Source organism: Micromonospora musae, from assembly GCF_003626545.1.
Classification (GTDB): domain Bacteria; phylum Actinomycetota; class Actinomycetes; order Mycobacteriales; family Micromonosporaceae; genus Micromonospora; species Micromonospora musae.
In genome coordinates, this window is record NZ_RAZS01000015.1 from 143,373 (window position 1) to 166,746 (window position 23,374).

A 23,374-nucleotide genomic window follows, 5' to 3' on the forward strand; every position below is an offset into this window, starting at 1 on the left:
GTATTCCGCCGGTCGCCCTCGCTACCCCGCGGTCAGCACCCGGACGGCCTCGTGGACGTCGTCGGTGAGGTGGATCGTCGGCGACAGATCGCCGAACGGGGAGGCGGCCAGCAGCGGGCGCAGCAGCGACTCGATCGGCAGCTCCGTCGTCCAGAACGTGCGGTCGAGGAAGACGTACGCCCCGCTGGAGCCGTCGGTGCCGTAGAAGGTCTTCGTCGCCGCCTGGAACACCTCCTGCACGGTGCCGGCCCGCCCCGGCGCGAAGACGATCCCGCCCCGGGCCAGCCGGAGGATCGTGTCCTCGCGGATCGCGTTCGAGAAGTACTTGGCGATCCGGCCCGCGAAGAGGTTCGCCGGTTCGTGCCCGTACAGCCAGGTCGGCACGGCGAGTCCACCCGCCCGCGCCCACGCCAGGTCGTCGACACCGCGCTGCCGCGGCACCGGCGGTCGGGCGTAGCGCTCGCGCACCTGTAGCGCCGCCTTCGTGTAGCGGTCGTGGTCGGTGAAGTCGGGTGCCGCGGCCAACAGGTCGATCGCTCCGGTCAACTCCTCCGCCGATTGGTCGGCGAGGTACGCGCCGAGGTTCGCGGCCTCCATCACGCCCGGACCGCCGCCGGTGACCACGAGCCGGCCGGCCCGTGCCAGCTGCCAGCCGAGCACGGCAGCCATCCGGTACGGCACGCTGCCGCGCGGCACCGCGTGCCCGCCCATGACCCCGACCACCGACTGCGGCCCGTGCGCGGCCAACCAGGCGCGGGTCGCGTCGGCGAGCGCGTTGTCGACCCCGTGGTCGTGCAGTCGCTGGCCGAGCGCCTCCCGGACGTCCGGCAGCGCGCCGCCGTGCGCCCGGAAGTGCGCGTACACCCGGGTGTCGTACATCCCGGTGAACCCTGCCTCGGCGAAGCCGGCGGCCAGCTCCTCCGGCCTGTAGAGGTGGCTCGGCTGGGTCGGGTAGGGCAGCCCGGAGAACGGTGGGACCACGTTCGCGCCGCGCCGGACCAGGTCGGCGCCGACCTCCCGGGAGGCGAAGCGACAGCCGACGAAGAGCGTCCCGGTCACCGTGACGCGGGTCAGGTCGGGCGGCGGGTCCAGGTCGAGACGCAGGCCCTGCACGGTCAGGCCGGTCAGGTCCCCACCGGCCAGCCGCCGGTCGAACTCGTCGCGGGTCTCGATCTCGTTCGTGGGCTGCGGTTCGATGACATCCGCGGGTGGTGGCGTGGGCACCTGGCCATACTGCCCCCGCCGGTCCAGGCCCGCGAACGGCGGCGGGACGACCACCGGCTCGGAAGGGCCGCCACCGCGACGCGCCGCCGATCTCCGTGTCCGCAGCTCACCCGCGTTCCGCCCGGACCGACAGGAGCCCGACGGCCGCGGCCGTCGGGCTCCTGCGTAACCGGGTCCTGGGGAGGCTCCGGACCAATAGTTGTAACGGAAAACACTCTCCTTCGGCATAGGCCGCAGGCGTGACCAACTCCTCAGCCGTTCAGCCAGCGAGCTGGGCCGACCCGCTCGCGTGTCGCAGTGCGAAGCGGGTTGAATGGGGCGATGCAGAACCTCATGCCGGAGCCACCGGCCACCCTCCTCCCCGCGCACGACGAGGCTTACGCCGCGCTGGCCGCCGCCGAGACCGATGGCGGCGACGAGGCGTTCGCCGAGGTCGCGGCGCGGTACCCGACGTACAGCGCGGCGTGGGGGGCCCTCGCCGCCCGCGCGTTCGCGGCGGGTCAGGCCGTCCCGGCGTACGCGTACGCGCGCACCGGCTACCACCGCGGCCTCGACCAACTGCGGCGTAGCGGCTGGAAGGGGCACGGCCCGGTGCCGTGGTCGCACGAGCCGAACCAGGGCTTCCTCCGCTGCCTCTACGTGCTCTCCCGTGCCGCCGACGAGATCGGCGAGGCGGACGAGGCGGCCCGGTGCGCCCAGTTCCTCCGCGACTGCGACCCGGCCGCCGCGGACGCCCTGTCCAGCAACTGAACCCGCTTCGGTGGCCGGTGCGCGCCGCGCCGGCCACCGCGGGCCGGCGTGCGCCTACAGCCCCTCGGCCACCGCGGCGGCGATCTTCAGCCAGGCGTCGCGGGTGGCGGTGGAGAGGCCGGCGTACCGGATCGGCTCGCCGCTGTCGATGAGCCGCTCGTACGGTGCCAACAGCACCGATCGGGTTCGGGCGGCGAAGTGCGCCTGGATCGCGGGCAGGTCGATGTCCTTTCGGGACGGGGGCATCGACACCACGGTGACCGCCTGCCGGACCAGCCGCTGCCGGCCGCTCTGCTCCAGGTGGTCGAGCATCCGGGCGGCCGTCTCCGCCGAGTCGTTGCGCGCCGACATGGTGACCAGGAGTTGGTCCGTCGCGTCCATGGCGGCCTGCCAGTTCTGCGCCCGGACGTTGTTCCCGGTGTCGACGAAGATCAGCTTGTAGAACCGGCTGACCACCTCGCGGAGTTCGGCGAAGGCGGACGCGGTGAGCATCTCCCCGCCGGTGGCCGACTCGTCCGAGGCGAGCACGTCGAACATCCCCTCGCCCTGCGAACGGACGTACTGTGACAGGTCGCCGACCCGCCCGTGCGCGGCCTGGAACTGGCCGAGGTCGCGAAGCAGGTCCCGCACCGTACGGGAGTGGAAGTCCTGCTGCGCCCGCATCCCGAGGGTGCCCTGGGTCTCGTTGTTGTCCCAGGCCAGCACGTAGCCGCCGCGTTTCTGCCCGAACGTCATGGCGAGCAGCAGGATCGCCACCGTCTTGCCGGCGCCGCCCTTCGGGTTGACCACGGTCACCTGGCGCAGGCCGCCGAAGTTGCGGCGGACCGTCTCGATGTCCCGTTTCAGCTCCTGCTCGTGCCGCCCCGGGGGCAGCCGAAGGCCGATCTTGTTCACCACCGCCCGTACGCCCATCGTGGCGAGCGGGTCGGCGGGACGCACCTGCCGCCGCCGGGCGAAGTCCTCCGCCGTCGGTGTCGGGCCGGCGGACGGGTAGCCGGCGGGTGTCGGGGCCGGCCCGGCTGGCTGCGGCTGGTACGGCTGCGCCGCGACTCCGGCCGTGTCCTGCTGCCACTGCCGTGGCTGCCAATCGGGCGGGAAGGGACCGGGCGGTGCCGGCGTGTCCCCCGAGGTCGGCTCGACCTCCTCGACGTCGGACCAGGCGGGGTCGGCGGAGTTCGGGCTCGCGCCGGGCCCTCCGGCCGCGGTCGGGTCGTCGTTGGTGCCTGCGGGGCCGGCCGCAGCCGGAACCGCGGGGGCGGCCGGTGCGGTTGTGGACCCGTTCGGCTCGGTGTCGGCGCTGACCCGCTGCGGCGGGTACGCCCACGGGGACTCGCCGGCCCGGCCGGAGCCGGCCGATCCGTTGGGGGTGCCAGGCGGTCGGTGCCCCTCGTCGGTCGACGCCGACCCACCGGTGCCCGGCGTGCGGGTCGCCACGTCGGTGCCGGCCCCGCCGCCGGCCGCCCCGCCCGACGGCTGGGCCGTGGCCGACGGCGTTGGCCGGGCCGCCCCGGGCGGCCCCGAGGGCTGATCGACGACCGCGCGGCCGTTACCCAGACCGGGGGCCGGGTCGAGCGAGAACGGCAGGTTGAGGTCGACGCCACCGGCAGCCGCGCGGTCGCCGCCCGGCCCACGGGCCGCCGCCGCGCCCGTGCCGTGCCCGTCGTCCGATGCGGCCGCTCCGGCCGTGGAGCCGCTGCTCGCCGCCGGGGCGCCCGTCGACCGGCCGCTCGCCGTCCCGGTGCCGGGCAGCTGCGGGTGCTCGGCAGCTGCCGGGACGCCGTTCGTCGCCGCAGGACCGGCCGTGGGGGAGAGCTTCGCTGCCGGGGGGTGTAACGCCGCGTGGGGCCCGGCCGTGGAGCCGTTGCTCCGTCCCGCGGCGGCGAGCTGGCCCTCGCCGAGACGATCGCCGGGCTGAGGGGGGCTGTCGCCGGAACGGTCACCATCGCCGGCCGATCCCGCCGTACCGAGGGTGCTGCCACCGGCGCTGTCGCGCGTCGCGGCGGTGCCGGCGACCTGCGGGTCGGCCGCCGTCGGTTGCCGGCCCGGCTGGGCGGGGGCCCAGGCGACGCCGGGCGGTGCCCAGCCGTTGTGCGGCGGCAGCGCGCTCGTCAACGAGGGGTAGGCGTCCGCCCCGGCGATCGGCTGGGCCGTGTCGGCCCCGGTCGGCGTGTGCGAGGTTGGCTGCCCGGGGAGCGGATCGGCGGTCGGTGCGTCGGGTCGGGCTGCGGTCACGTCGGCGGAGGTCGGCGCGCCCACGGTGGCCCAGGGCGCGGCGGTGGCTTCGGTCGGATCCGAGGGCCAGGGGGGTTCGATGTCCCGCTCCGGCACCGGCTGCTGGCCGGGTACGCGTACCCGGTCGGCGTTGTCGTCCACCACGGTCCCTCCCCAGGTCTCCTGCCGAGGATAGGCGCAACGGTCGCCGATGGCTGGTCAGCGCGGCGCGCGCCGGGGAGTCAGGCGGCCCACACCGCCCAGGCGCCCGGCTCGGTCCACCAGGAGCGCTTCCGGTTCAGCTCGCCCTCGGCGCCGTCGTCGAGGAAGGGCACCTTCTCGTCCCGGGGCAGCACGGACACGGCCCGTCCCCGGGCCCGGCGCACCTCGAGGCGTACCCGCTTGCGGCCGAACGCGGAGCGGGTCACCACCGGCACTGCCACCGCGACCTCGACCAGCGCGTCGGTCGGGTCCGGCCGGCCCAGCAGCGTCACGTCGTCCAACGTCGCATACCCCCCGGCATTGCCGATCGCGCAGGCCAGCAGCGGTTCGTCGCCGTCGGAGAGCAGGGTGTCGTCCACCTCGACGCGCCCGCGCCAGTGCAGCGGCCGACCGGCGTCGTCGGCCGCGCCGATCAGCGCGCCGTCCAGGGTCACCGAGCCACCGTCGTTGCGCAGCAGGTCCAGCCGGCGAGGCGCGCCGTCGAGCACCGCGGCGGCCACCTCCGCCGGATCGCGCGGCAGCCCGAGCTGCGCGACCAGGTCACGGTGCCCGGTGCTGCCGGCCGGATCCAGCGGCAGTACGCCGACGGGCGGCAGGTCGGGCACCGTCCGGTTGCCGGGCAGCTCCTCCGGGCGGCGGCTCGGCGGTGGGGCGTACCGCCGGACCAGCCGGCGCAGCACGGCGCGCAGCTGCGCGTCGCTGGCCGTGGCGACCACGAGCCGGGTCTTCGAGTCCGGGTCCGGCCAGGTGAGGCCGTCCGGGCGGGCCGGGCCGTCGAGCCGGGCCAGCACCTCGTCGATCTCCGCGTCGGAGCGGGCGGTGACCATCTCCACCCGGGCGCCGCGGCTGGTCAGCGCGTCCGCGCAGGCCAGCACCGGCACCCGAGGCGTCTCGCAGCGCTCCGGCTTCTCCTCGGCGGCCTCGTCGGCACCGCCGCAACAGGCTCCACCGCTGCCGCAGCCCGCGGCGGCGTCCCGCGCCGAACCGAGGGTGAGCAGCACCACGTCGTACACGGAAGGAGCCTCCTGCCTCTCGACGCGACCCCTGCCGGACGCGCCGTAACCTCTTGTTAGCCTGACACCCCGGGCTCGCCAACCGGTCGCCACCTGGCACCCGAGCCTTCTGGAGGCGGAGAAGATGCCAGCGATCGTGCTCATCGGCGCTCAGTGGGGCGACGAGGGCAAGGGCAAGGTTACCGACCTGCTGGGTGAGCGGGTCGACTACGTGGTGCGCTACTCCGGCGGCAACAACGCCGGCCACACGGTGATCACCCCGGACGGCCAGAAGTATGCGCTGCACCTGATGCCCTCGGGCGCGCTCTCCCCGACCGCGAAGATCGTCATCGGTAACGGTGTGGTGGTCGACCCCAAGGTGCTGCTCACCGAGATCGACGGTCTCGCCGAGCGCGGCGTGGACGTCTCCCGCCTGCGCATCTCCGGGGACGCGCACCTGATCATGCCGCACCACCGGGCGCTGGACCGGGTGGTCGAGCGCTACCTCGGCTCGTCCCGGATCGGCACGACCGGCCGGGGCATCGGCCCGGCCTACGGCGACAAGGTCGCCCGGATGGGCATCCGGGTGCAGGACCTGCTCGACCCGGGCATCCTGCGCAAGAAGCTGGAGCTCGCGCTCCGGGAGAAGAACCAGATCCTCTTCAAGGTCTACAACCGCAAGGCGATCGACGTCGAGGCGACCGTCGAGGAGTACCTGGCGTACGCCGAGCGGTTGAAGCCGTACATCACGGAGACCCGCGGGCTGCTCTGGGACGCGCTGGACCGGGGTGAGACGGTCCTGCTGGAGGGCGCCCAGGCCACCATGCTCGACATGGATCACGGTACCTACCCGTTCGTGACCTCGTCGAACCCGACGGCCGGCGGCGCCTGCGTGGGTGCGGGGATCCCGCCGACCGCCATCACGAAGGTGATCGCGGTCAGCAAGGCGTACACCACCCGGGTGGGCTCCGGGCCGTTCCCCACCGAACTCTTCGACGAGAACGGCGCGCACCTGCGCAAGATCGGCCACGAGTACGGCACCACCACCGGCCGGGAACGTCGGTGCGGCTGGTTCGACGCGGTCGTGGCCCGGTACGCCTGCCGCCTGAACGGCGTCACCGACCTGGTGATCACTAAGCTGGACGTGCTCACCGGCCTGCCGAAGGTGCCGATCTGCGTCGGGTACGAGATCAACGGCAAGCGGGTCGACGACATGCCGATGACGCAGACCGACTTCCACCACGCCGTGCCCATCTACGAGGAGATGGACGGCTGGTGGGAGGACATCACCAAGGCCCGGTCCGTGGCTGAGCTGCCGGAGAACGCCCGCCGCTACATCGCCCGCGTCGAGGAGCTCTGCGGCGCGCAGGTCAGCGTGATCGGCGTAGGCCCCGGCCGCGAAGAAAACGTAGTCCAACACCCCCTAATCCCCTAACCCGCCCGGCCCCCGGCCCCTCGGCGGTCGCCCCGCCGGTCCGCCCCGTTGATCAAGAGGTTTGCGTCAAGATTGCGCTTCGATCTGACGCAAACCTCTTGATCAACTGATTCGGCGGAGGGAGGGGCGGGGACGGGGGACGGAGGCTTGTCCACAGGGGGTGGGTGGTTATCCACAGGCGTTTCGGGCGCTGTGGATAACTGGGCATCGTGGGGTGGTGACACCACATGACATGCTTCGCGAGGTGGCTGCCGAGCAGGACGGTCTGGTCAGCCTCGGGCAGGCGCTTCGGGCGGGCCTGAGCAGAGATCAGGTCCGACAGCTGTGCCGATCCGGTCGATGGGTACGGCTGTTGCGTGGGTATTTCCTCCTCGACGGAGAGTCGCACCCGCGAGCTCGGCGTCGCGCTCTGATCCGGGCCGCTGTCGCTAGCCTCGGGCCGGGTGCCTTCGCCGTCCTCGACACGGCACTGGAACTGCACGGCGTCGCGGGTCTACGTCGCACCTCCGAGGTCCACGTGTCGGTACCGGTGGATCAACCTCGGCCCCAGCGTGTGCCGGTGCCGTGGCTGGTCGTACATCAGCTGACCGTCGGGCCGCGTGACCTGTCCACGGTCGCCGGCATCCCGGTCACCACGGCGATGCGTACGGTCTCCGACGTCATCCTCAGAACCGACCGCTACGCCGCGGTATCGGTTCTCGACTCGGCGCTCAACTCGGGCAGGTTCGCCTCCGAGGAGTTGGGACTGGTCTCGGCCCTGATCCGAGGGCGGCGCGGAGCGGCGGCTGCGCGTTGTCACCTCGCCGAGGCGGACGGCCGGGCGCAGTCGCCGCTGGAGACGCGTGCCCGGCTGCGGTGTGTCGACGGCAGGGTGCCGCCGGACACCCTTCAGCTGGAGGTACGCGATGACGACGGCTACCTGCTCGGGGTCGGGGACCTCGGCTGGCGCGGGCCGAAGGTGATCGCCGAGGCTGACGGCCGAGAGGCGCACGACACTCCGGCCGCGGTTTTCGCCGATCGCCGCCGGCAGAACCGTCTCGTCAACGCCGGTTGGACCGTCCTCCGCTTTACCTGGGCCGACACGCTCCGCCCCGACTACATCCCCTGGACCGTCCGCCAAGCAATCAACGCATATCCCCCCGCCCGCCGCCGGTGATCAAGAGATTCGCGTCAGCAATCGCGCCATCGCTGACGCAAACCTCTTGATCACGCGACAGGCGGCGGTGGGGGTGGGGGTGGGGTGCGTAGGATCTGGGGGCGTGCGGGTTCTTCTGGTTGGTGGTGGCGGGCGTGAGCATGCGCTCGCGCTCGGGTTGGCGTCCGATCCGGCGGTCACGCAGCTGATCGCGGCGCCGGGCAATCCGGGTATCGCCGAGGTGGCCGAGCTGCGCGCGGTGGAACCGACGGATCCGGTGGCGGTGGCCGCGCTCGCGGTGGAGACCGGGGTCGACCTCGTGGTGGTCGGGCCCGAGGCGCCGCTGGTCGCCGGGGTCGCCGACGCCGTTCGGGCCAAGGGCATCGCGGTGTTCGGACCGTCCGGCGAGGCGGCCCGGCTGGAGGGGTCGAAGGCGTTCGCCAAGGACGTCATGACCGCCGCCGGTGTGCCGACCGCCCGCGCCTACACCTGCACCGATCCGGAGAGCGTCGCCCGCGCCCTGGACGAGTTCGGCGCGCCGTACGTGGTGAAGAACGACGGGCTCGCCGCCGGCAAGGGCGTCGTGGTCACCGACGATCGGGCGCTCGCCGAGGAGCACGCGCGCGAGTGCGGTCGGGTGGTGATCGAGGAGTACCTGGCGGGCCCCGAGGTCTCGCTCTTCGTGGTCACCGACGGCGAGGCTGCGGTGCCGCTGCTGCCGGCGCAGGACTTCAAGCGCATCGGGGACGGTGACACCGGCCCGAACACCGGCGGCATGGGGGCGTACGCGCCGCTGCCGTGGGCCCCGTCCGACCTGGTCGACGAGGTCATGCGGGACGTGGTCCACCCGACCCTGGCCGAGCTGCGCCGTCGGGGCGTGCCCTTCTCCGGTCTGCTCTACGTCGGGCTGGCGATCACCGCGAACGGCCCCCGGGTGATCGAGTTCAACGCCCGCTTCGGCGACCCGGAGACGCAGGTGGTGCTCGCGTTGCTGGAGACGCCGCTGGCCGGGCTGCTGCACGCGTCGGCGACCGGCACGCTGGCCGAGCACCCGCCGCTGCGCTGGCGGGACGGCGCCGCGGTGACCGTCGTGGTCGCGTCCCCCGGTTACCCCGGCACGCCGCGTACCGGTGACGTGATCACCGGCGCGGACCGCCCCGGCGTCATCCACGCCGGCACCGCCCGCCGGGCCGACGACGGGGCGTTGCTCTCCGCCGGTGGGCGGGTGCTCTCCGCCACGGCCACCGGCCCCGACCTGGCCGCCGCCCGGGACGCCGCCTACGACCTGGTACGCGCCATCGGGCTGGCCGGCTCGCAGCACCGCACCGACATCGCCGCCGCCGCTGCCGAGGGGCAGGTCGAGATCCCCGGCTGAGCCCGGAGATGCGGCAGACCCGGCCGGTGAACGGGGCACCGAGCACCCTGCGGAGGGCCTGACGGCCGGCTTGCCTGCCTGGCTGGTGCGCGAGCACGCCGTCCACCCGCCGGTCGGGGCCCGTCTGGCGCGCCGGTTCGACCTCTCCGGTCCCCGAGCACGCCGGCGCTCGGCCCCGCTCAGCCGTAGTAGCGGCGCAGCTCCCGGGCCAGTACCTTGCCGGTGGCGTTGCGCGGCAGGTACTTCACGAAGACCACGTCGCGCGGTACGGCGAAGCGGGCGAGGTAGTGCCGGACGTACTCGCGTACGGCCTCCGGGTCGAGCGTCTCCGCGGGGTGCAGGGCGAGGAACGCGGCGAGGCGCTGGCCGTACTCGGGGTCGGCCACGCCGATGACGGCCACCTCGCGTACCTGGGGCAGCTGCGCGAGCAGGTTCTCCACCTCGGACGGGAAGACGTTCTCGCCACCCGAGACGATCATGTCGTCGGCCCGGCCGTCGACGAAGAGGAGGCCCTCGGGGGTCATCCGCCCGAGGTCGCCGCTGTCGAGCAGCCCGTCGCGGCTCTCCCGGCTCGCACCGGAGGTGTAGCCCTCGAAGAGCATCTCGTTGCCGACGAAGATCCGGCCGACCTGCCCGTCCGGCACGGGTCGCCCGGCGGCGTCGAGGATGGACACCCGGGTGCCGTGCGGCGGTCGGCCGGCGGTGGTGGGTGCCGCCCGCAGTTCGGTCGGTCCCGCGATGGAGGCCCAGGAGCACTCGGTCGAGCCGTACAGGTTGTAGAGGACGTCGCCGTAGACGTCCATGAACCCGGTGGCGAGCCGGCCGGGCAGCGCCGAGCCGCTCACCGCCACGACCTTGAGCTGGGGCCGGGGCGCGGGCGGTGGCACCTCCATCAGCCGCTGCACCATCACGGGTACGGCGAAGAGCGCGTCACACCGGTGTGCGACCAGCGCGGCCAGCGTGGCGGCGGGGTCGAAGCGGCGGTGCAGCACGATCGTGGCCCGCAGCGCGAAGCAGACCTGGAGGGCGGCGAACCCCCAGGTGTGGAAGATCGGTGCGGCGATCATCACCCGGTCCCGGGTGTGCAGCGGAATTCGGTCGATGATGGACACCAGCGGGCCGAAGCCGCTCGGGGTGGGGCGGCGGGCGCCCTTCGGCGCACCGGTGGTGCCGGAGGTGAGGACGATGATCCGCCCGTCCCGCTCGGGTGGCTGCAGGTCGCCGGGGAGCGCACCGGCGACCAGCTCCTCGCGGGCGCGCTCGTCGAGGCGCGGCAGTTCGGGCGGCAGGCCCAGCACCCGCTCGGTGAACTCGTCGTCGTGCACCAGCACACGGAGGCGCTGCTCCTCGGCGACGGTGGCGAGCTGCGCGGCGGAGAGCCCGGTGTTGACCAGCACCGCGTCGACTCCGAGCAGGGTGGCTGCGACGATCGTCTCGATCAGACCGTGGTGGTTGCGGCAGAGCACGCCGATCCGCTCACCTGCCTGCAGGCCGTGCCCGGTCCGCAGGGAACGGGCCATCCGCTCCGCCCGGTCGAGCAGCTGCTGGTAGGTCAGCTCGGTGCCGTGCTCGTCGATGACGGCGGTCCGGCCGGGGTCACGGGCGGCGGCCTGGCGGAGCTCGCCGGCCAGGCTCCAACCCCACCGCCGCAGCGCGTTGAGCTGCGAGGCGATCCGGATCGGCTGGCCGGGGGTGAGCAGCCCTCGCCGGGTCATCGTGGTGACCATGAAGGGCAGGTCCATGCCGCAGACCTCCTAGGGGTGTGGCAGGACGGGTTGGAGGAAGGCGTTCCCGTCCGGGTGTCTGTCCTGATCATGCCCGGGGCACCATGACTCGGCACAACGAGCGGGTGCGTCAAGTGACGAAGTCGGCACGGTAGGTGGGAGCCGCATCGCGGGCGGGCGACGGACGACCCGCAGCGCACCGGCATTGGGATGCCCGGCGAGGTGCAGCCGAGGATGCCGGGGAAGGGACTGAGCGGTGGTGCTACGGGCTCAGATGCGCTGGCCGGAGATCGCGCGCGCGATGACCAGCCGTTGGATCTCGGAGGTGCCCTCGAAGATGGTGTAGATCTTCGCGTCCCGGTACCACCGCTCGACCGGGTGGTCGCGCAGGAAGCCGGCGCCACCGAGCAGCTGCACCGCCTTCTCGGTCACCGAAACGGCCACCTCGCCGGCCTTGAGCTTGGACATCGAGCCCTCGCCGGCCGCGAACGGCCGGTTGTTGCGCCCCATCCAGGCGGCGCGCCAGACGAGCAGCCGGGCCGCGTCGATCTCCATCTTCATGTCGGCCAGCGCGAACGCGACCGCCTGGTTGGTGATGATCGGCCGTCCGAACTGGACGCGGTCCTTGGCGTAGTCGAGGGCGTACTCGTAGGCGGCGCGGGCGACGCCGAGCGCCTGTGCGCCGACGGTGGGGCGGGACAGCTCGAACGTACGCATCGCCGCCTGGCCCGAGGCCCGCTGCCCGGAGCGGGCTCGGGCCAGCCGCTCGTCCAGGGCGTCCTTGCCGCCGAGCAGGCAGCGCCCGGGCACCCGTACGTCGTCGAGGAAGACGTCTGCGGTGTGCGACGCGCGCAGACCCAGCTTCCGCAGCTTGCGGGTCGCGGTGAGCCCTGGGGTGCCCGGCGGTACGACGAACGCGGCCTGCCCTCGGGCTCCCAGCGCGGGGTCGACCGCAGCGGTGACGACGTGAACTCCGGCGATGCCGCCGTTGGTGGCGTACGCCTTCTGGCCGGTCAGCACCCACTCGTCGGTGGTCTCGTCGTGCACGGCGCGGGTGCGCATCGCCCCGACGTCGGAGCCGGCCTCCGGCTCGGTGGTGCAGAACGCCGCCACGGCCGGCTCGTCGGCGGTGCCGAAGCACTGGGGCACCCACTCGACGAGCTGGTCCGGGGTGCCGGCGCCGTAGATGGCGGCCACGGCGAGTGAGGTGCCGAAGAGGCTCAGGCCGATGCCGGCGTCACCCCAGAAGAGCTCCTCGCTGGCGATCGGGAGGGAGAGCCCGGTGGGGTCGGCCCAGCAGGTGGCGAGGAACTCGAACCCGTAGAGGCCGACCTTCGCGGCCTCCTGGATGATCGGCCAGGGGGTCTCCTCCCGGGCGTCCCACTCGGCTGCGGCCGGGCGCACGACCTCGGCGGCGAAGCCGTGCACCCAGTCACGGAGGTCCCGCTGTTCCTCGGACAGGTCGAGCGAGAACTCGGGCATGTCAGGCCTTCGGGATGTCGAACAGGTTGGCGATGTTGGCGGCCAGGCCCAGGTCGCCCTTGGCCTTCAGCTTGCCGGTCATGAACATCATGACCGGGTTCGCCCCGCCGGAGACGATCTTGAGGAACTCGACGGGGCCCATGGTGAGGGTGAGCTTCGGCTCGCGCTGCGGGGTCTCGGAGACGGTGCAGGCACCGTTCTCGATGACCACCTCGTAGGTGTCGCTGCCGCCGTCCGGCCGGCCGGTGATGTCCCAGTGGATGACCGCGTTGGTGGAGCCGGCCCGGTCGGCCCGGAAGAGCGACGGCATCCGGTTGAAGACCTCGCCGAGGACCTTGCCGCGCATCTCGCCGGACATCACCTGGGCGATCTTGTCGTCCGAGGTGGACTTGACCAGCTGGGCGAACTCCTTGGGGCCGACGTTGGCGAAGTTGGCCGGGTCGAAGTCAGTCATGCGAATCACCTTCCGGGCAGGCCACTTTGGTTACTCCGGCGTAACCTTACGCACGGGTAGGTATGCTCGCAAGGTGTCCAGCGCACCCAGCTTCAAGCGCCTGCCCCGGGCCGTACGCGAGCAGCAGATGCTCGACGCGGCCGTCAAGGTCTTCTCCCGGCGCGGCTACCACGCGGCCAGCATGGACGAGATCGCCGAGGACGCCGGCATCTCCAAACCGATGGTCTACGCGTACCTGGGCACCAAGGAGGAGCTCTTCGTCGCCTGCCTGCAGCGCGAGGGCACCCGGATGACGGAGGCGATCGCCGGTGCGGCCGCACCGGAGTTGCCGGCCGACGAGCGGCTCTGGAGAGGACTCCGGGCGTTCTTCGGCTTCGTCGGGGCGCACCGCGACGGGTGGGCGGTGCTCTACCGGCAGGCCCGCGGCGAGCAGCCGTTCGCCGGGGAGCTCGCCGCCATGCGGGCCCGGCTGGTCGAGGTGGTCGCCGGCATGCTCGATCACGCGCTGCGCGCCGAGGGGCGCGAGATCGCCGGCACCGAGCTGGAGGTGGTCGCGTACGCCCTGGTGGGCGCGAGCGAGTCGCTGGCCGACTGGCTCGCCGACCATCCGGAGGCCGACCCGGAGCGGACCGCGACGCGGATGATGAACGTCGCCTGGCTCGGCGCGGACCAGCTGCTCAACGGCGTCACCTGGCACCCGTCCGCCGGCTGAGGCCACGGCGGCGAACCCGGCACGGCCGGACGCCGTCACCGCACCGCCTCCGGCGACCGGTCGGCCGCCGGAGGGATCGACCGCGCTGGCTTCGCCCGACGTCGTCGGAGCACACGCACCCCCTCGACCACGACGGTCACCGTCAGCGCCAGCCCGAGGCCGAGCAGCAGCCCACGCAGCGGATCCTGTTCGAAGGCGAGCCCGCCGAGGTAACCGACGAGGGCCGAGTAGAGGCCCCAGGAGCCCGCCGCGAGAGCATCGAAGGCGAGGAAGCGCCGACGCGGATATCCGACCGCGCCCATGGTCAGCGTGACGGCCGTCCGTCCGCCCGGCACGTACCGGGCGACGGTCAGGATGAGCCCGCCACGCAGGGCGATGCCGCGCCGAGCCCACTCGACGCCGGCCCGCCGCTTCCCGCCCGCCGGCAACCGGTCGAACAGCCGGGATCCGCCGGCCCGGCCGATGGCGTACGACACGTGGTCGCCGACGAGCGCGCCGGCGGCGGCCACCACGACCACGGCCGGGAGGTACGGCGCGCCGGACGCGGCGAACACGCCCGCGGTGATCACCGCTGTCTCGCTCGGCACGATCGGGAAGAACCCGTCGAGCACCGCGATCGCGAAGATCGCCAGGTACACCCAGGGTGAGGACATGGTCTGGTGCAGAAGATCGAGCAGGTCCATGACTCTGATGCTGGTGCGGCCGTCCGCTCCTGCCATCGGCCCTTGGTGAGCCCGCGGGTGCGACTTTGGTAGCGCCCGGCCCTGAGGGCGATCGGGGAGACCCCCCAACCGACCCGGGTCCCGCGGTTGCCCGGGTGCCCCGACCGGCGTACGGACCATAGGCTCGGCTCGTGGCCTTCAGCACCGTCGTGCCCCGGCGCGTCGTCGACCGGTACGCGCCGCCGGTGGCCGCCGTGGTTGTCGCCGCCGCCGTCCTGGCGTCCGGTGCCGGTGCGTTCGGTCTCCGCTCGTCGCTCCCCGGCGGCCTGCTGCTGGTGATCGCGGTGGCTTCGGGCTGGGCGGTCGCCACCGTCCGGACGCGCCGCTGGCCGCTGTTCCTCGTCGCTGCCCTGGGCTGGCTCGTGCTCGCCGCCTGGCCGGCGGGGTTGGTCGCCTCCTTCCAGGCGGGCCTCCGGCTGCGGGACCGACGCCGGTTGACGGCGTACGTCGTGGGCGCCGTGCTGGTGATGGCGGTCGGGATTCTCGTCGGGCTGGCGGTGGGCGGGGTACGGCGGATCACCACGGCCACCCCGGCCAACGCGGCCGCCACCGCCGCCTGGCTGGTCGCGTTCCCGCTCGTCGCCGGGCTCCTGGTCCGGTCCCGGCGCGACGTGTTCACCGCCCTGCGGGATCGGGCCGAACGGCTGGAACGCGAGCAGGAGGAGCGGGCCGAGCGGGTCCGGGCGGAGGAGCGGGCGCGGATCGCCCGGGAGATGCACGACGTGGTGGCGCATCGGGTGTCGCTGATGGTGGTGCACGCCGGCGCACTGGAGGTCACCGCCGGCGACCCGGCGACCGTGGAGACGGCCGCGCTGATCCGGTCCACCGGCCGGCAGGCGCTCACCGACCTGCGGGAGGTGCTCGGTGTGCTGCGTCGGCACACCCCGCCGGGGTTCAGCCCGCCGCGGTACGAGGACGACCCGCTGGCCGCGCTGGACGACCTGGTCCACGAGTCCCGGGCCGCCGGCCTGCGGATCGAGCGGCAGGACGAGGGGATCCCGCGTGCCCTGCCGGCGACCGTGGCCCGCACCGTGCACCGGGTGGTCCGAGAGGCGCTCACCAATGTGCGCAAGCACGCCCCGGACGCCGAGACGACGGTCTGCCTGCGGTACCTGCGGGACGGGGTGGAGGTCGTGGTCCGCAACACGGCGCCGGTGGGCGGGCCGTCCGGATCCGGCGCGGGCCCGGGTCTGCCCGGCGCGGGCCTGGGTCTGCTCGGTCTGCGGGAGCGGGTGGAGCTGCTCGACGGCCGCCTGGAGGCCGGGCCCTCGGCGGGCGGGTTCCTGGTCCGGGCCCTGATCCCGGTGACGGGAACGCCGTGATCCGGGTTTTGGTCGTCGACGACGAGCACCTGGTCCGCTCGGGGCTGCGGTTGATCCTGGAGGCGGCACCGGACATCACGGTGGTGGGCGAGGCGGCGGACGGTGCCGAGGCGCTGGTCGAGGCGGAACGGCTCCGGCCCGACGTGGTGCTGCTCGACGTGCGGATGCCGGGTACCGACGGGCTGACCGCCGCACCGGCCGTGGTGGCCGCCGGGCCGAAGGTCGTCATGCTGACCACGTTCGATCTCGACGAGTACGTGCACGAGGCGCTGCGCGCCGGGGCGGTGGGCTTCCTGTTGAAGGACACCCCGCCCCGGGAGTTGGCCGCCGCGGTGCGGACGGTGGCGGCGGGGAACGCGATGCTCGCCCCGACGGTGACCCGGCGTCTGATCAGCTCCTTCGTTGACCGGGGCCCGGCCCGGCGGGAGGCGGCCCGCGGCCGGCTCGAGCTGCTCACCGGCCGGGAGCTGGAGATCGTCCGCGAGGTGGCGCGCGGGCACGCCAACGGTGAGATCGCCCGCCGGCTCGGGATGAGTGAGGCCACCGTCAAGGCGCACGTCAGCCGCGCCCTGGCCAAGCTCGGGCTGACCAACCGGGTGCAGGCGGCGATCCTGGTGCACGACGCCGACCTGCTCTGAGCCGACCTGCTCCGAGCCGCCCGGCGGCTCAGCGGGCGGGGGGCCGTCGGGCTGCGGCGCGGCGGGCGGCGACCCGGTGGCGCAGCACGCGGATGGCCTCGATGCCCAGGGTGATGGCGACCGCGAGGCCGACGCCGGCTATCACTCCCTTGATCGGGTCGCGCTCGAAGGCCAGGCCGCCGAAGTAGCCGAGCAGGCCGCAGTAGACGGCCCAGGTGGAGGCGGCGATCGCGTCGAAGAGGAGGAAGGAGCGGCGCGGATATCGGACCGCACCCATGGTGAGCGTGACGGCGGTCCGGCCCCCCGGAATGTAGCGGGCGGTGGTCAGGATGACCCCGCCCCGCCGGTCGACCGCGCGCCGGGCCCACTCCGAGCCGGTTCGTCGCCGGCTCCGTTCCGGCAGGCGGGCCAGACGGCGGGCCCCACCGCCGCGACCGATGGCGTACGAGATGTGGTCGCCGATGAGCGCGCCGATCGCGGCCGCGGCGACCACGGCGATGATGTTGGGCCGTCCGCCGCCGGCGGAGACGACGGCTGCGGTGATCACGGCGGCTTCGCTCGGCACGGCCGGGAAGAACGCGTCGAGCGCGGTCACTCCGACGAGGATCAGGTACACCCACGGTGAGGTGATCGTCTCCCGGAGCAGGTCGAGGACGCCGTCCATGCCCTCATGTTTCCGGGCAGACCGGAAGAAAGGGCCGCTTCCCCGGCAAAAGACGCCATTCCTAGCCGTGCACGGCTCCGACCAGCTGCGGACGGTTGGTGCGGGCGTCGTGCAGCGCGAACGTCCAGCCGGCGTCCGCCGCAGTGGCGGTGAAGGCCACCGAGCCGGGCAGCGGCACGGGCAGCTTGAACGCCACCGACGCGGTGAACGCGTCCGGCAGCCGGTTCTCCAGCGCGGCGAGGCAGCGGGCCTTGCTCCACATGCCGTGCGCGATCGGGCGCGGAAAACCGAAGAGCCGCGCCCCGAGCCGCGAGGTGTGGATGGGGTTGTGATCACCCGAGACCCGGGCGTAGTCGGTGCCGACGCGCGGGGTCAGCCGCCAGGTCGCCGAGGGGGCCGGCGGCGGTGGGGACGCGCCTCGGTCCCGCCGCTCACCGCCGCCGCCCCGCCGCTCCCGGCTGAGGTACGTCGAGACGCCCCGCCACACCTCCTCCCCGGCGCTCGCCCCGACGAGCACCACGTCCAGCTGCCGCCCCCGGTCGTGCGGGCGCAGCTTCTCGGCGTACGCGGAGAAGTCGAGCGTCTCGTCGCTGCGGATCGGGCGGTGCACGGTGATCCGATTGGCCACGTGCACCACGCCGGTGAGCGGCACCGGGAACTCCGGCGCGGTCATCAGCCGCAGGGCCAGCGGGAAGCCCATCACGTGCGGATAGGTCGCGGGCAGCCGGTCGGTGAGCCGGAACCCGCAGACCCGGTCGTACTCGGCCAGGTGGCGCAGGTCGACCGGCACGCCGGAGACGGTGAGCCGGACCGGCGGCGGTTGGGTGGCCCGCCGCCCACCCGTCCCGGGGAGCGCGCCGGTGAGCGCCCGGCGGTAGAGCGCCCCGGCGGCCGGCATCCCGGCCAGCTCGACGGTGGCCCATCCGCCGGCGGGCGGCTCGGTGGTGTGGTCGCTCATCACGCCCCCAGCAGGCTCTGGCCGCAGACCCGTACGACGTTGCCGTTGACCGCGCCGCTGGCGGGCCAGGCCAGCCAGCCGATCGTCTCGGCGACGTCCACCGGGAGACCGCCCTGGGCCAGGCTGTTCATCCGGCGTCCCGCCTCGCGGATCACCAGCGGGATCCGGGCGGTCAGCCGGGTCTCGATGAAGCCGGGCGCCACCGCGTTGACGCTGATCCCCCGTCCGTGCAGCGCCGGGGCGAGCGAGTCGACCAGCCCGATCACCCCCGCCTTGCTGGTGGCGTAGTTGGTCTGGCCGCGGTTGCCCGCGATCCCGGCGATCGAGGAGACCGCGATGATCCGCCCGCCGGTCGGGATCAGCTCGCGCGCCAGCAGCTCGTCGTTGATCCGCTCCTGGCTGGAGAGGTTGACGTCGATCACCTGGTCCCAGCGGTCGGCGTCCATCCGGCCGAGCGTCCGGTCCCGGGTGATGCCGGCGTTGTGCACGACCGCGTCGACGCGGCCGTACCGCCCGGCGAGGTGGTCGGCGAGCCGGGTCGGGGCGTCCGGCGCGGTCAGGTCGAGTTGGACGGCGGTGCCGCCGACCTCGTTCGCCACCTCGGCCAGCGCGTCTCCGGCGGCCGGTACGTCCAGCGCCACCACCCGCGCGCCGTCGCGGGCGAGGACGCGGGTGAGCGCCGCACCGATGCCGCGGGCCGCCCCGGTGACGAGGACGACCTGATCGTCGAGCGGGCGCTCCCAGTCGGCCGGGGCGGTGGCCTTGCCGGTGTCGATCCGGATCACCTGCCCGGAGACGTACGCGGACCGCCCGGAGAGGAGGAACCGGAGGGTGGCTTCGAGGCTGACCCGGCTGCCCTCGTCCGCCTCGCGCGTGACGTAGACCAGTTGGGCGGTGATCCCCCGGCCGAACTCCTTGCCGATGCTGCGGGTCAGCCCCTCCAGGGCCCGCTGGGCGGTCGCCTCACGCGGCGTGGCGCACTCGGTGGGCGGGGTGCCGAGCACGATCACCCGGCCGCTCGGCGTGACGGAGCGGGCCACCGGGTGGAAGAAGTCGTAGAGCTGCCGCAGGCCGGTCGAGTCGGTGATGCCGGTGGCGTCGTACACCAGGGCGCCGAAGCGGGCGTCGGCGGCGGCGGTGGGTTCGCGCAGCTCGACCCCGGCGGCGGCGAGCAGCTCGCCCACCGGGCCGGCGAGCCGGCCGTCGGCGGCCGCGCCCAGCAGGACCGGACCGGGCAGGAGCGGGTCGCCGGGTCGGTGCCGGCGCAGCCGCGGCGGGTCGGGCAGCCCGAGGCGCTTGACCAGCGCGCGTCCGGCCGCCGATTGGACGAAGCTCGCGTACCTGTCGGTCATAGGCGTAGCCTACTGGCGAGTAGGGTACGGGCAACACTGTCGAGGAGGCGGATCGTGCAGAACATCCGGCGGGTCGCGGTCATCGGCGGCAACCGCATCCCGTTCGCCCGCTCCAACTCGCGCTACGCGGACGCGTCCATCGCGGACCTGCTCGGCGCGGCGCTGGACGGCCTGGTGGCCCGGTACGGCCTCGCCGGTCAGCGCGTCGGCGAGGTGGTCGCCGGGGCGGTGCTGAAGCACTCCCGGGACTACAACCTGACCCGCGAGGTGGTGCTCGGATCCCGGCTCGACCCGCACACCCCCGCGTACGACATCCAGCAGGCCTGCGGCACCGGCCTGGAGGCGGCGATCCTGGTCGCCAACAAGATCGCCCTCGGGCAGCTCGACGTCGGCATCGCGGGCGGGGTCGACACCACCTCGGACGCGCCGCTGGCGGTCAACGAGGAGCTGCGCCGAACCCTGCTCAAGCTCAACAGCGTCCGCACCCTCGGCGAGCGGCTGAAGGTGGCCGCGAAGCTTCGCCCGCTCCAGCCGTTCAAACCGGAGATCCCGCGCAACGCCGAGCCGCGCACGGGCCTGTCGATGGGGGAGCACGCGGCCCGCACCGCGCTGCGCTGGAACGTGGACCGGCGCTCCCAGGACGAACTCGCGCTCCGATCGCACCAGCGGCTCGCCGCCGCGTACGACAGGAGTTTCTTCGACGACCTGATCACGCCGTACCTCGGGCTGACCCGCGACCAGAACCTCCGCCCCGACAGCAGCCTGGAGAAGCTGGGCGCGTTGCGGCCGGTCTTCGGCGTGCGCGGGCCGGACGCCGAGCAGGCCACCATGACCGCGGGGAACTCGTCGCCGCTCACCGACGGCGCGTCGACCGTGTTGTTTGCGTCGGAGGAGTGGGCGCGGGAACGGAGCCTGCCGGTGCTGGCCTGGTTCACCTGGTCGCAGACGGCGGCCGTGGACTTCGTGCACGGCGACGAGGGGCTGCTGATGGCCCCGGCGTACGCAGTGCCCCGGATGCTCGCCCGAGCCGGGCTGACCCTTCAGGACTTCGATTACTACGAGATCCACGAGGCGTTCGCCTCGCAGGTGCTGGCGACCCTCGCCGCCTGGGAGTCGCCGGAGTTCTGCACGGACCGGCTCGGGCTGGACGCCCCGCTCGGCGCGATCGACCGGGATCGGGTGAACGTCACCGGCTCCTCCATCGCCGCCGGGCACCCGTTCGCGGCGACCGGCGGCCGGATCGTGGCCACCCTGGCGAAGTTGCTGGCCGAGAAGGGCAGCGGACGCGGGCTGATCTCGATCTGCGCCGCCGGTGGCCAGGGGGTGACGGCGATCCTGGAGCGTTGACGGCAGCCGTCTCAGCGGTGCGGGGGGACGCCGGAACGGATCGTCGAGGCTCTTCGTCCAACCCGCCATACGCCTGGTGATCCATCGGCCGGGCCGGTGGACGAGGAGAGGCGATGGGCCGGAGCAGATACCTGGTAGCTGTGGTCGCGGCAGGCCTGCTGCTGACGAGTTGCGCGAACGGGTCCGGACCGGTACCTGCGCTCCCCGAGGAGACGCGTTCCGTCGGCGCGAGACCCACCGCGAACCAACCACAGGCGGACCCGGTCGGACTGATCGGCTCCTGGACGGTCACCGAGGTTGCCGGCGCTGCCGGCGGGATTCTGCGGATCGCCCCCGCCGACCAGGGCGGGCTCTCCTGGTTCGGTCCCTGCGGCGTGTCGTCGGGCATGTGGCGGGCCGGCGCGGACGGCCTCTTCGTCGCCGACCTCTCCGAACACCTGGTGTCCGACGCGCCGGAGTGCCGGCCCGGTCCGGGGCGCACGCCGGCCTGGCTGCATCAGAGCACCGCCTTCCGGTTGGAGAAGGACATCCCGGTGCTGCTCGACGGGCAGGGCCGGCAGGTCGCCCGGCTGCTGCCGGGTGCGAAGCCCACTCCCGGGCCGAACCTGTTGCCGTCGCTGGCAGAGCCGCCCGTGATCACTCCCGAGGTCCGGCAGGCCTTCGCGCCGGCCGCCGTACTGCCGGCGGACCTGAGGCCGGTGAGCCGCGACGACCTCCGCGGTCGATGGGTGCCGGCCGGTCGCGACAGCGGCCGCGCCCACGTGGAGTTGCGCGACGACGGCGAGTGGCGGGGCTCCGACGGCTGCAACGGTCAGAGCGGACGGTGGGTCGCCGGAGCTGAGGGTGCCCTGCTCGCCACGGCCGGGCCCAGCACGCTGATCGGCTGTGACAACGTGCCGCTGGCGAGTTGGCTCGCCAAGGCCACGCGGGCGGGGATGGACGGCGAGGTGCTCGTGCTCCTGAACGCGCAGGGAACGGAGTCGGGCCGGCTCGCACGGGGCTGAGCGATTCCCAGCGGTGCGCATACCATCCGTTCCGCCGTGGCCGGGCGGGCCGCGCTGCCGGGCGGGCCGCGCTGCCGGGCGGGCCGCGCTGCCGGGCGGGCCGCGCTGCCGGACGGGCCGCGCTGCCGGAGGGGCGCAGGTCCGTGGCATGAAAGACTGAGGTACGTGACAACGATCCCGAACGTGCTCGCCCACCGGTACGCCTCGCCCGAACTGGTCGCCCTCTGGTCCCCGGAGGAGAAGATCCGCCTGGAGCGGCGGCTCTGGCTCGCCGTGCTGCGGGCCCAGCGCGACCTCGGGGTGCCGGTCCCGGACGGGGTCGTCGAGGCGTACGAGCGGGTGGTCGACAACGTAGACCTCGCCTCGATCGCGGAGCGGGAACGGGTCACCCGGCACGATGTGAAGGCCCGGATCGAGGAGTTCAGCGCGCTCGCCGGGCACGAGCACGTGCACAAGGGGATGACGTCGCGGGACCTCACCGAGAACGTCGAGCAGCTCCAGGTGCGCCGCTCGCTGGAGCTGATCCGGGATCGGGTGGTCGCCACCCTGGCCCGGCTGGCCTGGCACGCGCACGAGTACTCCGGCGTGGTGATGGCGGGCCGCTCGCACAACGTGGCGGCGCAGGCCACCACGCTCGGCAAGCGCTTCGCGTCGGCGGCGGAGGAGCTGCTCATCGCGTACGAGCGGCTGGAAGACCTGATCGCTCGCTACCCGCTGCGCGGGATCAAGGGGCCGGTGGGCACCGCGGCCGACCAGCTCGACCTCTTCGACGGTGACGCGGAGAAGGTCGCCGAGCTGGAGCGGCAGGTCGCCGGGCACCTCGGCTTCGCCCGGGTGCTGGACAGCGTCGGCCAGGTCTACCCGCGTTCGCTCGACTTCGACGTGATCGCCGCGCTGGCCCAGGTCGCCGCCGGCCCCTCCTCGCTGGCCACCACGATCCGGCTCATGGTGGGCCAGGAGCTGGTCACCGAGGGCTTCAAGCCCGGTCAGGTCGGCTCCAGCGCGATGCCGCACAAGATGAACACCCGCTCGTCGGAGCGGGTGAACGGCTTCGCCGTGATCATCCGGGGTTACCTGTCGATGGTCGGCGAGCTCGCCGGCGACCAGTGGAACGAGGGCGACGTCTCCTGCTCGGTGGTCCGCCGGGTGGCCCTGCCGGATGCGTTCTTCGCCGCCGACGGGCTGTTCCAGACGTTCCTCACCGTGCTCGACGAGTTCGGCGCGTACCCGGCCGTGATCAACCGGGAGCTGGAGCGCTTCCTGCCCTTCCTGGCCACCACGAAGATCCTGGTGGCGGCGGTGCGGCGGGGTGTCGGCCGGGAGGTCGCCCACGAGGTGATCAAGGAGCACGCGGTGGCCGTGGCGCTCGGCATGCGGGAGAAGGGCGCGCTGGAGAACGACCTCTTCGACCGGCTCGCCGCCGACGGCCGGCTCAACCTGAGCCGGGCCGAGATCGACGAGTTGGTGGCCGACCGGGCCACCTTCGTGGGCGCCGCTCCCGCTCAGGTCCAGGCGGTCACCCGCCGCATCACCAAGATCGTCGAAGCCCACCCCCACGCCGCCCCCCACCCCCCCCCCCCCCCCCCCCCACCCCCCCCCCCCCCCCCCCCCCCCCCCCCCCCCCCCACACCCAGCACGCCACCCCACTCAC

Annotated in this window: 20 protein-coding genes and 1 pseudogene; 11 read left to right on the forward strand and 10 right to left on the reverse strand. The window is 73.6% G+C overall.

The window, feature by feature from the left end; all coding sequences use genetic code 11:
* Positions 1-21 precede the first annotated feature (21 nt).
* Positions 22-1,224, reverse strand: a complete 1,203-nt coding sequence (locus D7147_RS30015) for an LOG family protein (protein ID WP_199734298.1) — start codon at positions 1,222-1,224, stop codon at positions 22-24.
* Between the two features lie 321 nt (positions 1,225-1,545).
* Between D7147_RS30015 and D7147_RS30020 the strand changes: the two genes are divergently transcribed.
* Entirely contained in the window at positions 1,546-1,974 is a 429-nt protein-coding gene (locus D7147_RS30020; protein ID WP_120683722.1) for a DUF3151 domain-containing protein, read from the forward strand.
* 54 nt (positions 1,975-2,028) lie between these two features.
* Here D7147_RS30020 and D7147_RS30025 read toward each other — a convergent pair whose 3' ends face one another.
* A complete protein-coding gene (locus tag D7147_RS30025) occupies positions 2,029-4,347 on the reverse strand; it encodes a chromosome partitioning protein (RefSeq protein WP_456084724.1) in 2,319 nt (772 codons plus the stop codon).
* An 80-nt stretch (positions 4,348-4,427) separates the two neighbouring features.
* The gene (locus D7147_RS30030) at positions 4,428-5,420 is read right to left on the reverse strand and encodes a diacylglycerol kinase family protein (protein WP_120683726.1); all 993 of its coding nucleotides are present in this window, start codon (positions 5,418-5,420) and stop codon (positions 4,428-4,430) included.
* A 124-nt stretch (positions 5,421-5,544) separates the two neighbouring features.
* On the opposite strand from D7147_RS30030, the gene D7147_RS30035 reads away from it, so the two are divergent.
* The 4 genes and pseudogenes from D7147_RS30035 (at position 5,545) to purD (ending at position 9,344) form a co-directional block, all read left to right on the forward strand.
* Complete coding sequence (locus D7147_RS30035; protein ID WP_120683728.1) at positions 5,545-6,834, forward strand: adenylosuccinate synthase; 1,290 nt, start codon at positions 5,545-5,547, stop codon at positions 6,832-6,834.
* A 232-nt stretch (positions 6,835-7,066) separates the two neighbouring features.
* Positions 7,067-7,192, forward strand: a pseudogene (locus D7147_RS33465) (type IV toxin-antitoxin system AbiEi family antitoxin domain-containing protein); the annotation flags it as partial.
* A gap of 201 nt (positions 7,193-7,393) precedes the next feature.
* The gene (locus D7147_RS33290; protein WP_233563577.1) at positions 7,394-7,990 is read left to right on the forward strand and encodes a DUF559 domain-containing protein; all 597 of its coding nucleotides are present in this window, start codon (positions 7,394-7,396) and stop codon (positions 7,988-7,990) included.
* 103 nt (positions 7,991-8,093) lie between these two features.
* Entirely contained in the window at positions 8,094-9,344 is a 1,251-nt protein-coding gene (purD, locus tag D7147_RS30045; protein WP_120683731.1) for a phosphoribosylamine--glycine ligase, read from the forward strand.
* A 179-nt stretch (positions 9,345-9,523) separates the two neighbouring features.
* Here purD and D7147_RS30050 read toward each other — a convergent pair whose 3' ends face one another.
* From D7147_RS30050 to D7147_RS30060, 3 genes are all read right to left on the reverse strand, one after another.
* On the reverse strand, positions 9,524-11,086 hold the full coding sequence (locus D7147_RS30050; protein WP_120683733.1) for an AMP-binding protein: 1,563 nt from the start codon (positions 11,084-11,086) through the stop codon (positions 9,524-9,526).
* A gap of 252 nt (positions 11,087-11,338) precedes the next feature.
* Entirely contained in the window at positions 11,339-12,550 is a 1,212-nt protein-coding gene (locus tag D7147_RS30055) for an acyl-CoA dehydrogenase family protein (RefSeq protein ID WP_120683735.1), read from the reverse strand.
* Between the two features lies 1 nt (position 12,551).
* Complete coding sequence (locus D7147_RS30060; protein WP_120683737.1) at positions 12,552-13,004, reverse strand: SCP2 sterol-binding domain-containing protein; 453 nt, start codon at positions 13,002-13,004, stop codon at positions 12,552-12,554.
* 73 nt (positions 13,005-13,077) lie between these two features.
* Here D7147_RS30060 and D7147_RS30065 point away from each other — a divergent pair, with 73 nt between their 5' ends.
* Positions 13,078-13,716: a TetR/AcrR family transcriptional regulator gene (locus D7147_RS30065; RefSeq protein ID WP_120683739.1), complete on the forward strand. Its 639-nt coding sequence runs from the start codon at positions 13,078-13,080 to the stop codon at positions 13,714-13,716.
* Between the two features lie 35 nt (positions 13,717-13,751).
* Here D7147_RS30065 and D7147_RS30070 read toward each other — a convergent pair whose 3' ends face one another.
* Positions 13,752-14,399, reverse strand: a complete 648-nt coding sequence (locus D7147_RS30070; protein WP_199734299.1) for a DedA family protein — start codon at positions 14,397-14,399, stop codon at positions 13,752-13,754.
* 170 nt (positions 14,400-14,569) lie between these two features.
* Between D7147_RS30070 and D7147_RS30075 the strand changes: the two genes are divergently transcribed.
* Together D7147_RS30075 and D7147_RS30080 are read left to right on the forward strand one after the other, a co-directional pair.
* Positions 14,570-15,760: a sensor histidine kinase gene (locus D7147_RS30075; protein WP_120683743.1), complete on the forward strand. Its 1,191-nt coding sequence runs from the start codon at positions 14,570-14,572 to the stop codon at positions 15,758-15,760.
* On the forward strand, positions 15,757-16,398 hold the full coding sequence (locus D7147_RS30080; protein ID WP_120683745.1) for a response regulator: 642 nt from the start codon (positions 15,757-15,759) through the stop codon (positions 16,396-16,398). The genes D7147_RS30075 and D7147_RS30080 overlap by 4 nt, the downstream gene beginning before the upstream one ends.
* A 28-nt stretch (positions 16,399-16,426) precedes the next feature.
* Here D7147_RS30080 and D7147_RS30085 read toward each other — a convergent pair whose 3' ends face one another.
* The 3 genes from D7147_RS30085 to D7147_RS30095 all read right to left on the reverse strand — a co-directional run bounded on the left by D7147_RS30085 (position 16,427) and on the right by D7147_RS30095 (position 19,372).
* Positions 16,427-17,062, reverse strand: coding sequence for a DedA family protein (locus D7147_RS30085; RefSeq protein ID WP_120683747.1), 636 nt, complete (start codon positions 17,060-17,062; stop codon positions 16,427-16,429).
* A gap of 61 nt (positions 17,063-17,123) precedes the next feature.
* Positions 17,124-18,020: a MaoC/PaaZ C-terminal domain-containing protein gene (locus D7147_RS30090; protein ID WP_120683749.1), complete on the reverse strand. Its 897-nt coding sequence runs from the start codon at positions 18,018-18,020 to the stop codon at positions 17,124-17,126.
* Positions 18,020-19,372: a 3-oxoacyl-ACP reductase gene (locus tag D7147_RS30095; protein WP_120683751.1), complete on the reverse strand. Its 1,353-nt coding sequence runs from the start codon at positions 19,370-19,372 to the stop codon at positions 18,020-18,022. Before D7147_RS30095 ends, D7147_RS30090 begins: the two co-directional genes overlap by 1 nt.
* Before the next feature lie 54 nt (positions 19,373-19,426).
* Between D7147_RS30095 and D7147_RS30100 the strand changes: the two genes are divergently transcribed.
* The 3 genes from D7147_RS30100 to purB all read left to right on the forward strand — a co-directional run.
* On the forward strand, positions 19,427-20,719 hold the full coding sequence (locus tag D7147_RS30100) for an acetyl-CoA C-acetyltransferase (protein WP_120683753.1): 1,293 nt from the start codon (positions 19,427-19,429) through the stop codon (positions 20,717-20,719).
* Positions 20,720-20,832: 113 nt separating this feature from the next.
* A complete protein-coding gene (locus tag D7147_RS30105) occupies positions 20,833-21,723 on the forward strand; it encodes an META domain-containing protein (RefSeq protein WP_147437469.1) in 891 nt (296 codons plus the stop codon).
* Positions 21,724-21,888: 165 nt separating this feature from the next.
* Positions 21,889-23,374 (forward strand): adenylosuccinate lyase (gene purB / locus D7147_RS30110; protein ID WP_233563576.1); only part of this gene is annotated, 1,486 nt, incomplete at its 3' end.